At 71.6% G+C, this 8,353-nt stretch carries 8 protein-coding genes; 4 read left to right on the top strand and 4 right to left on the bottom strand.

What is annotated here, in order from left to right; genetic code table 11:
- Positions 1–311: 311 nt before the first annotated feature.
- A complete protein-coding gene (thpR, locus tag ACFVYK_RS25555) occupies positions 312–884 on the bottom strand; it encodes an RNA 2',3'-cyclic phosphodiesterase (protein WP_389778015.1) in 573 nt (190 codons plus the stop codon).
- A 50-nt stretch (positions 885–934) separates the two neighbouring features.
- Between thpR and ACFVYK_RS25550 the strand changes: the two genes are divergently transcribed.
- Complete coding sequence (locus ACFVYK_RS25550; RefSeq protein ID WP_389778013.1) at positions 935–1,495, top strand: GNAT family N-acetyltransferase; 561 nt, start codon at positions 935–937, stop codon at positions 1,493–1,495.
- A gap of 12 nt (positions 1,496–1,507) precedes the next feature.
- Here ACFVYK_RS25550 and ACFVYK_RS25545 read toward each other — a convergent pair whose 3' ends face one another.
- Complete coding sequence (locus ACFVYK_RS25545; RefSeq protein ID WP_389778011.1) at positions 1,508–2,779, bottom strand: MFS transporter; 1,272 nt, start codon at positions 2,777–2,779, stop codon at positions 1,508–1,510.
- A gap of 263 nt (positions 2,780–3,042) precedes the next feature.
- Positions 3,043–3,480: a MarR family winged helix-turn-helix transcriptional regulator gene (locus tag ACFVYK_RS25540; protein ID WP_109000334.1), complete on the bottom strand. Its 438-nt coding sequence runs from the start codon at positions 3,478–3,480 to the stop codon at positions 3,043–3,045.
- 151 nt (positions 3,481–3,631) lie between these two features.
- Here ACFVYK_RS25540 and ACFVYK_RS25535 point away from each other — a divergent pair, with 151 nt between their 5' ends.
- A complete protein-coding gene (locus ACFVYK_RS25535) occupies positions 3,632–3,814 on the top strand; it encodes a ribbon-helix-helix protein, CopG family (RefSeq protein WP_329218426.1) in 183 nt (60 codons plus the stop codon).
- A 104-nt stretch (positions 3,815–3,918) separates the two neighbouring features.
- Here ACFVYK_RS25535 and ACFVYK_RS25530 read toward each other — a convergent pair whose 3' ends face one another.
- Positions 3,919–5,370, bottom strand: a complete 1,452-nt coding sequence (locus ACFVYK_RS25530) for an NCS2 family permease (protein ID WP_389778009.1) — start codon at positions 5,368–5,370, stop codon at positions 3,919–3,921.
- A 117-nt stretch (positions 5,371–5,487) separates the two neighbouring features.
- Between ACFVYK_RS25530 and ACFVYK_RS25525 the strand changes: the two genes are divergently transcribed.
- Entirely contained in the window at positions 5,488–5,736 is a 249-nt protein-coding gene (locus tag ACFVYK_RS25525; protein WP_389778007.1) for a DUF2530 domain-containing protein, read from the top strand.
- Between the two features lie 211 nt (positions 5,737–5,947).
- Entirely contained in the window at positions 5,948–8,326 is a 2,379-nt protein-coding gene (locus tag ACFVYK_RS25520) for an HAD-IC family P-type ATPase (protein ID WP_389778005.1), read from the top strand.
- Positions 8,327–8,353: the final 27 nt, after the last annotated feature.

The following is an 8,353-nucleotide window of genomic DNA, read 5'->3' as shown; positions in this document are numbered from 1 at the left end:
GGCCGGGCGCGGCGGCGGCTGCAGGCGGCGTCCGCCGGCGCGGGCAGGGACCGTCCGCCCGGGCAGGGCACGGCGGCGGGAGCAAGGCACGGCGGCGGGGGCGGGGCGCGGCGTCGGGAGCAGGGGCCGTCCGCCTGCCCGGGCAGGGACCGTCCGCCCGGGCAGGGCACGGCGGCGGGGGCGGGGCGGGGCGGCCGGGGCGGCAGCCTGCGCTATCTGCCGACCGCCGCCGCCACCGCCACCACGACGAACAACAGCACTAGGGCGCCGGCCATGATCCGGTTCCGGGTCTTCGGGTCCACGCGTCGAGACTAACCGGCCCTTCCCAGCGCCCAGCGCCCGACCGGCTCGTAACGGGGCTGCTCGCCCGGAACCCCGGACCTCGGCAGGCGGCTGCGCACCAGCACCAGCTCCCCCACCGTCCAGGTGCGGCCTTCGAAGGACTCCAGCGCCTCGACGTACGGCCGCACGTCCACGGCCGCACGACTGCGGGCCAGCGTCAGGTGCGCCTGGTAGCGGCGGTGCCGCCCCATCTCGACGCCCGCCCTGCGCCCCGCGGCCTCCGCCCGGTCGGCCAGCAGCCGTAGCGCCGGCACGTCCCGCGCCGCACCGGCCCACAGCGCCCGTCCGTGCCCGAACTCGCCCCCGCCGCCCAGCGCCAGCTCGAAGGGCGCGCTGCGGTGCGCGGCGCGCTCCAGCCGCTCCGACAGCCCGGGGACGACGCCGTCGTCGACCTCGCCGTAGAAGGCGAGGGTGAAGTGCCAGCCGGGCCGGTCCGTCCAGCGCAGCGCGTCCGCACCCGGCAGCGCGCGCAATGGGGCCGCCCGCTCGGCGAGTTCGTCGGCGATGGCGTCCGGGGGCAGCACGGCGGCGAAGAGTCTCATGGGCCGATTTTCCCGGCCGGGGCAGCCGCATGCGCACCATGGATGACGTCATGCGGATCACGATCGGAGAAGGCGGGCCGGACGACGTCCCCGTGCTGCTCGGGATGCTGGACAGCAGCGCCGCGTGGCTCGTCTCACAGGGGCGGCCCGGCCAGTGGGGGACGAGGCCGCTGTCGGAGAGCCCGAAGAAGGTGGAGTCGGTCGTCCGGTGCATGGAGGAGGGCTGGGCGTTCGTCGCCGAGGCCGACGGCGTGCCGGCCGCCGCCCTCACCCTCACCGACGGGCCCGGCGCGTACCTGTCGCATCTCCCGCCCCCCGGCGAGCCCGAGCGGTACATCCACTGGCTCGCCTCCGACCGCCGCTTCAAGGGCCACGGCGTGGGCAGCGCCCTGCTGGCCCACGCGGCCGAGACGACCCGGCAGGCGGGCGTCTCCCTGATCCGGGCGGACTGCTACGCCGGCGACGACCGCCGACTGGTCGCCTACTACGAGGCCGACGGCTTCACCCCGACGCAGGCCTACACCGTCGGGGAGCACCGGTGGCCCGGCCAGGTGCTGGCCCGCAGGGTGCGGCCCCCCGCCGCGTGGCCCCCCGCCGCGTCCTGCGGGTGACGTCCCGCCGGGTCAGGCGACCGTGGCGAGCTCCCGGTCCTCCCGGGGGACGAACCGCACCCGCGGGTGACCGCGGTGCCAGCCGACCGACAGACGGAGGTTGCCCATGCGGGCCAGGACCAGGCCGACGGTGACGGCCGCGGCGGCCGAGACCACGCCGCCCGACGCCAGGCCCGCCCGGACGCCGTACGCGTCGGTGACCCAGCCGGCGATCGGCGCGCCGATCGGGGCGCCGCCCATGAACACCATCATGTAGAGCGCCATCACCCGGCCGCGCATGGCCGGATCGGTGCTCAGCTGGACGCTGCTGTTGGCGGTGACGTTGACCGTCATGCCGAACATCCCGATGGGGGCCATGAGGAGCGCGAACAGCCACAGCGAGGGGGCCATGGAGGCCACGATCTCCATCGCTCCGAAGGCCACCGCCCCCGCGACGAGCACCCGCAGCCGGGCCGTGCCGCGCCGGGCCGCGAGCAGGGCGCCCGCCAGGGAGCCCACCGCCATCAGCGTGTTGAAGAGGCTGTAGGAGCCCGCACCCGCGTGGAAGACGTCGTCGGCGAAGGCCGAGAGGTAGACGGGGAAGTTGAACCCGAAGGTGCTGACGAACCCGACCAGGACGATCGTCCAGATCAGGTCGGGGCGGCCGGCGACGTACTGGAGTCCCTCCCGCAGCTGCCCCCTGCCGCGCGGGGCGCGCTCGACGACGTGCAGCTCACGGGCGCGCATCAGCAGCAGACCGGCGAGGGGGGCGACGAAGGACAGGCCGTTGAAGAGGAACGCCCAGCCGGTTCCGACGCCGGTGATCATCACGCCGGCCACGGCGGGGCCGATCAGCCGGGCCGACTGGAAGTTCGCCGAGTTGAGGCTGACCGCGTTCTGGAGCTGGTCGGGGCCCACCATCTCGGAGACGAACGTCTGCCGCGCCGGGTTGTCCAGAACGGTCGCCAGTCCCACGGCGAACGCGGCGACGTAGACGTGCCAGACCTGGACGTGTCCGGAGAGGCTGAGGACGGCCAGCGCGATGCCGGTGAGGGCCATCGCCGACTGGGTGAACAGCAGCGTCCGGCGCTTGGGCAGACGGTCGACGAGGACGCCGCCGTAGAGGCCGAAGAGCAGCATCGGCAGGAACTGCAGGGCCGTCGTGACGCCGACGGCGGTGGCCGAGCCGGTGAGGCTGAGCACCAGCCAGTCCTGCGCGATGCGCTGCATCCAGGTGCCGATGTTCGAGACGACCTGGCCCAGGAAGAACAGGCGGTAGTTCCTGACCTTCAGCGAGCTGAACATGGACGACGACTTGCGCCGCTCGGACGTCCCGGACTGCTCGGCGGACCGGGCCGTCCGGGAAGACCTGGCCGGCTCGGAAGCTGTGGGTGACCCGGAAGCTGTGGGTGACCCGGAAGCTCTGGGTGACCTGGAAGCTGTGGGTGACTCGGGTGTCCTGCCGACGCCCTGGGCGGGCTTCCCGGCAAGGGTCTCGTGGGTGGTCGGTGCGGGGGCGGAGTCTGCTCCGGGTCCCGAACTCAAAAGGGTCGCCTCCTCATGGCTGCCTACAGGTGTGCGAGTTTCTCCAGCACGGGGGCGGCGGCGCGCAGTTTCGCCCACTCGTCCTCGTCGAGGCCGTCCACCAGCGTCGCCAGGAAGGCGTTCCGCTTGGCGCGGCTCTCCGCGAGCATGGCCTCGGCCTGCTCGGTCTTGGTGACGACCTTCTGGCGCCGGTCCTCCGGGTGCGGCTCCAGCCGGACCAGACCCTTGGCCTCCAGCAGCGCCACGATGCGGGTCATGGAGGGCGGCTGCACGTGCTCCTTGCGGGCGAGCTCGCCGGGTGTGGCGCTGCCGCAGAGGGAGAGGGTGCCGAGCACCGACATCTCGGTCGGGCTCAGCGACTCGTCGACCCGCTGGTGCTTGAGCCGACGGGACAGCCGCATGACGGCTGAGCGAAGGGAGTTCACGGCGGCAGCGTCGTCGCCATGGGTGAGGTCAGACATCTCTTTAGCATAAGTCATTACTCTGGCTAAACAAGCTGGGGCGCGCCGGGATCCCCGTGACACTGGACACGGAAACCCTGCCATCACTCGAACGGGTGAGTCGGCAGCGGAAAGTGACCGGACTGCGCTACACGCCCGCGACCCTCGTCTCATGGGGACCAGTGTGCTCAGCCTGCGGATAGACGGGGAGCTGCTCGAACGGCTCCGGCAGCATGCCGCCAAAAGAGGGATGAGCGTCCAGGACTATGTCGTCCAGACGCTCATCCGGGATGACTTCGACGAGCGGTTCCAGACCGCGGTCGACGAGACGGAGAAGTTCTACGGGCTCACCTGAGCCCGTACCGACGCTCCCGCGACTCGGGGGCCGGGCTCAGGCGAGGCCGGGGACTCCGGTGCGGCGGGGGCTCGGATGCGGTCGGGCTCAGGCGAGGTCGGGGCTCAGGTGAGGCCGAGGGCCGGCATCAGGTAGTAGAAGACGAACACGGCCGAGACCACGTACATCGGCGCCGGGACCTCGCGCCCGCGGCCGGCCGCGAGGCGCAGCAGGACGAAGGTGATGAAGCCCATCCCGATGCCGTTGGTGATCGAGTAGGTGAACGGCATCATCACCATGGTGATGAAGGCCGGGATGGCGATGGTGTGGTCGGCCCAGTCGATCTCCTTGACCGAGCCGGCCAGGATCAGGAAGCCGACCGCGAGCAGCGCCGGGGTGGCGGCCTGGGACGGGACCATCGTGGCCACCGGGGTCAGGAACAGCGCGACGGCGAAGAGCCCGCCGGTGACGAGGTTCGCGAAGCCCGTGCGGGCGCCCTCGCCGACGCCGGCCGTGGACTCCACGAACGCGGTGGTGGCGGAGGAGGAGCTGGCGCCGCCCGCGGCGACCGCGAGGCCGTCGACGAAGAGGACCTTGTTGATGCCGGGCATCTCGCCCTTGGCGTTGGTCAGCTTCGCCTCGTCGCTGACGCCCATGATCGTGCCCATCGCGTCGAAGAAGCACGACAGCAGCACCGTGAAGACGAACAGGACGCCGGTCAGCACGCCGACCTCGTGGAAGCCGCCGAACAGGCTGACCTGGCCGATGAGCCCGAAGTCGGGGGCCTCGACGGGGTTGCCGGGCCACTCGGGGGTGGTCAGACCCCAGGAGGGGACGGTGGCGACCGCGTTGATGATCAGCGCCAGGACGGTCATCGCCACGATGGAGATCAGGATCGCGCCGGGCACCCTGCGGGTGATCAGAGCCAGCGTGAGCAGCGCGCCGAGGATGAAGACGAGGACCGGCCAGCCGTTCAGGTGACCGTCGGCGCCCAGCTGGAGCGGGACGGTGGTGTGCGCGGCGTCCGGGATGCGGCTGACGAAGCCCGAGTCGACGAGCCCGATCAGCATGATGAACAGGCCGATGCCGATGCTGATCGCCTTGCGCAGACCGAAGGGGACCGCGTTCATGACGCGCTCGCGCAGACCGGTGGCGACCAGGAGCATCACCACGAGACCGGCGAGCACGACCATGCCCATGGCGTCCGGCCAGGACATCCGGGGCGCGAGCTGGAGCGCGACCACGGAGTTCACGCCGAGGCCGGCGGCCAGCGCGATGGGCACGTTGCCGATCACGCCCATGAGGAGCGTGGTGAAGGCCGCCGTCACACAGGTGGCGGTGACCAGCTGGCCGTTGTCCAGCTGGTGCCCGTACATGTCCTTCGCGCTGCCCAGGATGATCGGGTTCAGCACGATGATGTACGCCATCGCGAAGAAGGTGGCGAAGCCGCCACGGATCTCCCGGGACAGCGTGCTGCCCCGCTCGGAGATCTTGAAGTAGCGATCGAGGGCGCCGTGGGCGGACCTGGCTCCCGGCTCGTCAGGGGCGGGGATCTTGGCGGGGGCCGAGGTGGACATGTTTTGGCGGTTCCTACGAAGAGAAGTGGTCAACATCAAACCGTTTCAGTATGAACATATGACGTGGGGATCGGCCATCTCCGCGCGTAGACGTGACCACCTCGTAAGCTGTCCTCCATGGCGAAGTGGACACCCCAGCACGAGGCGCCGGAGCCCCTGGAGGGCCCCGTCGTCGCCACCATCATCGGCGGCACGATCCTCTGGTTCGTCCTCTTCCTCGTCCAGCTCCCCTTCTACGGCTGGTTCGACGACCGCGGCCGTGCCTGGTGGGTGTGGACCTGCCTCGCGGGAGCGGGCCTCGGGCTGATCGGCATCTGGTACGTCCGCAAGCGCGACGCGGCGATCAAACGGGCGTCCGCCGAGTAACCGCCCGCCCGCAGCCGCGTGCCCTCGGCCGCGTGCCCTCGGCTGTGCGCCCCTCGGCCGTGCGCCCTCGGTCGACCCCTACAAGCCACGGAGCACCGCCGTCCTCCGCAGGTCGGATCTTCGGGGTCGGATCTTCGGGGTCGGATCTTCGGGGTCGGATCTTCGGGGCTTCCGGGGGTGAAGCCCCGAAACCGCACGTACCGTCGATTCCATGGCCCATACCGACGCACCCGCCCTCGCGCCGACGGCGGCCGGCCTGACCGCCGCCGAGGTCGCGGACCGCGTCACGCGCGGCCAGGTCAACGACGTGCCCGCGCGCAGCAGCCGTTCCGCCGGCGAGATCGTCCGGGCGAACGTGTTCACCCGGTTCAACGCGATCATCGGCGTCCTGTGGCTGGTCATGCTCGCCGTCGCCCCCATCCAGGACAGCCTGTTCGGCTTCATCATCCTCGCCAACACCGGCATCGGCATCGTCCAGGAGTGGCGGGCCAAACAGACCCTGGACTCCCTCGCGGTCGTCGGCGAGGCCCGTCCCACCGTCCGCCGCGACGGCACGGCGGTCGAGGTCTCCACCGCCGAGCTCGTCCTGGACGACCTCATCGAGATCGGGCCGGGCGACAAGATCGCCGTGGACGGGGTCTGCGTCGAGGCCGACGGGCTGGAGATCGACGAGTCGCTGCTCACCGGCGAGGCGGACCCCGTCGTGAAACGGGCGGGCGACCAGGTCATGTCGGGCAGCTTCGTGGTGGCCGGCGGCGGCGCCTTCCGGGCCACGAAGGTCGGCCGCGAGGCCTACGCCGCCCAGCTCGCCGAGGAGGCCTCCCGCTTCACGCTCGTCCACTCCGAGCTGCGCTCCGGCATCTCGACGATCCTCAAGTACGTCACCTGGATGATGGTCCCGGCGGCGGTCGGCCTCGTCGTGACCCAGCTGTTCGTCCAGAACAACGACTTCCGCGACTCGGTCGCCCGGACCATCGGCGGCATCGTCCCGATGGTCCCCGAGGGGCTCGTCCTGCTCACCTCCGTCGCCTTCGCGATCGGCGTCGTCCGGCTCGGCCGAAAACAGTGCCTGGTGCAGGAACTCCCCGCCATCGAGGGCCTCGCCCGCGTCGACACCGTCTGCCTGGACAAGACCGGCACCCTCACCGAGGGCGGCATGGACGTCACCGGCCTGCGCACCCTCGACGGCGCCGACGAAGGGTACGTACGGCGGGTGCTCGGGGCGCTCGGGGAGTCCGACCCGAGGCCGAACGCCTCCCTCCAGGCCGTCATCGACGCCTTTCCGGACAGCGAGGGCTGGCGCTGCACCGAGTCCCTGCCGTTCTCCTCGGCCCGCAAGTACAGCGGCGCCGCCTTCAACGAGACCGACAGCGAGAGCGACGGCGGGGACAGCACCTGGCTGCTGGGGGCGCCCGACGTGCTGCTGGACGACGACGATCCCGCCCTCGCCGAGACGGAGCGGCTCAATGAGCGGGGCCTGCGCGTGCTGCTGCTGGCCCGCGCCGCGCGCGACCTGGGCGATCCCGAGCCCGCGCGCGGAGCCCGGCCCGTCGCGCTGGTGGTGCTCGAACAGCGGCTGCGGCCCGACGCGGCCGACACGCTGCGCTACTTCGCCGAGCAGAACGTCCAGGCCAAGGTGGTCTCCGGCGACAACGCGGTGTCGGTGGGGGCGGTCGCCGCGAAGCTCGGTCTGGACGGCGCCGCCGTGGACGCCCGACGGCTGCCGGCGGACCAGGACGGTATGGGGCGGGCGCTGGACGAGGGCACGGTGTTCGGCCGGGTCACCCCGCAGCAGAAGCGGGACATGGTCGGGGCGCTCCAGTCCCGCGGGCGCACGGTGGCGATGACCGGGGACGGCGTCAACGACGTGCTCGCCCTGAAGGACGCGGACATCGGCGTGGCGATGGGGTCGGGCTCGGCGGCCACCCGGGCGGTCGCGCAGATCGTGCTGCTGAACAACAGTTTCGCGACCCTGCCGTCGGTGGTGGCGGAGGGGCGGCGGGTGATCGGCAACATCACCCGGGTGGCTACCCTCTTCCTCGTCAAGACGGTCTACTCGGTGCTGCTGGCCCTGCTGGTGGTGTGCTGGCAGGTGGAGTACCCGTTCCTGCCGAGGCATCTGACGATGCTGTCCACGCTGACGATCGGCATCCCGGCCTTCTTCCTCGCCCTCGCCCCCAACACCGAGCGGGCTCGGCCGCACTTCGTGCGACGGGTGATGCGGTACTCGGTCCCGGGCGGCGTGATCGCGGGGGTCGCGACCTTCGTCACGTACCTGCTGGCCCGTCACTATTACACCGGCGAGGGCTCCTTGGAGGCCGAGACGAGCGCGGCCACGCTCACGCTATTCCTGGCGTCGATGTGGGTGCTGGCGATCATCGCCCGGCCCTACACCTGGTGGCGGGTGCTGCTGGTGGCCTCGATGGGCGCGGCGTTCCTGCTGGTGCTGGCGGTCCCGTCGCTGCAGCACTTCTTCGCGCTGAAACTGGTCGGGCTGGCGATGCCGTGGATCGCGGTGGGCGTCGCGGTGGTGGCGGCGGTCGCCCTGGAGTTCTCCTGGCGCTGGGTCGACCGCCGTTTCCCCGACTGACCGCCTGCGCAGGTGCGCTCCCCACTG

Origin of the sequence: Streptomyces sp. NPDC058291, assembly GCF_042880855.1 — a bacterium.
In the GTDB taxonomy this organism is placed as follows: domain Bacteria; phylum Actinomycetota; class Actinomycetes; order Streptomycetales; family Streptomycetaceae; genus Streptomyces.
This window is presented reverse-complemented; position numbering and strand designations above follow the sequence as displayed.